1 protein-coding gene is annotated in these 1,284 nt (G+C 45.9%); it reads right to left on the bottom strand.

From position 1 onward, the window contains the following. Nucleotides 1-20 precede the first annotated feature (20 nt). A complete protein-coding gene (locus ABD892_RS10645) occupies nt 21-1,061 on the bottom strand; it encodes a hypothetical protein (RefSeq protein ID WP_345195603.1) in 1,041 nt (346 codons plus the stop codon). Nucleotides 1,062-1,284: the final 223 nt, after the last annotated feature.

Below are 1,284 nucleotides of genomic sequence, written 5' to 3'. Positions count from 1 at the left end.
GGCTTAATCCCGACAGATCTTCAGCTGATCAACTTAAGAAAGCGGCTTGAGTTGGGGCGACAACTATGTTGACAAACACCGGGTCTGGAATCCGGTAGTTCCGTCAGGTAACGATAATTACGGACAGAATAACTGTCTTGAGAAATAGGCGAGAGATAAGGTTTATTGTATTTGATGGATTGACTGACAGAGTTTGCTCCCTCTGTTACAAAAAGTTCAGCGCATTGAATAATCCCTTTAAAAAAAGCATCACTGACTGGCCCGGTATTGACCAATAGCAGACACGGTTTGGATTCATCATAGCGTCTACTCAGCTGATAAACATCAACATCTTTAAGGTTATTAATGCTAACGGCCCTCAAGTTTACCGACGAGGGCAGCGAAAGCTGATCTATCAGCTGGTTCCAATCTTCTAAAGGAAAATCATTAAGAAAAAGAATGGCCACATTACGCCTTGCAAGCATCCCAGACTGAGCAATAGACGTTACGAGCCGGCAGGCAATGGCGCCTTTTTCACCTTTGATCACATGTTGATTTAGGCCGTACACACCACACAAACTCAGTTGCTTCCGCCTCGCCTGCTCCAGCAACGTGATAAGTGCCTTTTTCGGTGACAGTAAGGGAAATAATTCCAGTTCAGTTTTTCCTGCACGAACAACATCCCCCCCATAAAAGCGATCTGACAATTCAAACAATGATGGCGCACCATGCACGACCATTGACTCACGATGCACATATTTCAGGGGGTATGTCTCAATCGCATATGAACCATCATCGGACATAGTGCGCATGGCAAGACAACGTCCTTCAACTGACCATTTATAGGGAGACAACAAGAGATGGTAATTAACCAAGCCTTTTTGCAAAATGGGTAAAAAACCCTCCCCATAAATACCAGACAATAGCAGGTTAACCTCTAGTTCCCTGAATTCTTGCTGTAAAGCGGATTCTTCCAGTAATGCCCTCAGGTGAAAAAAACGGATATGACTTGACGTTCCGCATCCCCATTGAAACGTCCCTTCTTCCTTATCAAAATCAACCGAAGGAAACAGCTTGCCCAATTTCTGGTGGCTCCATTGTTCTGGGCGGGTATACCGTCTCGCGGCATCATCAAATGCATCACAGTCTACTGACCCGCGCGGACGGGGTTGTTCCTCATTTGTGTCGATCAGTTGCCCCGTGGATAGGCAATTATCACTTGCTAGGGAACCTGCGATTAAGTCCCCGATAATAAGCTAATCTCCTCTCAGCCCTTGCTGGAGATTAGCCATGGACCAACAGCTC

The sequence above is a fragment of the Kistimonas scapharcae genome, assembly GCF_039540975.1.
In the GTDB taxonomy this organism is placed as follows: domain Bacteria; phylum Pseudomonadota; class Gammaproteobacteria; order Pseudomonadales; family Endozoicomonadaceae; genus Kistimonas; species Kistimonas scapharcae.
The sequence above is the reverse complement of the archived record's forward strand: the minus strand, read 5'-3'. Positions and strand labels throughout refer to the sequence as shown.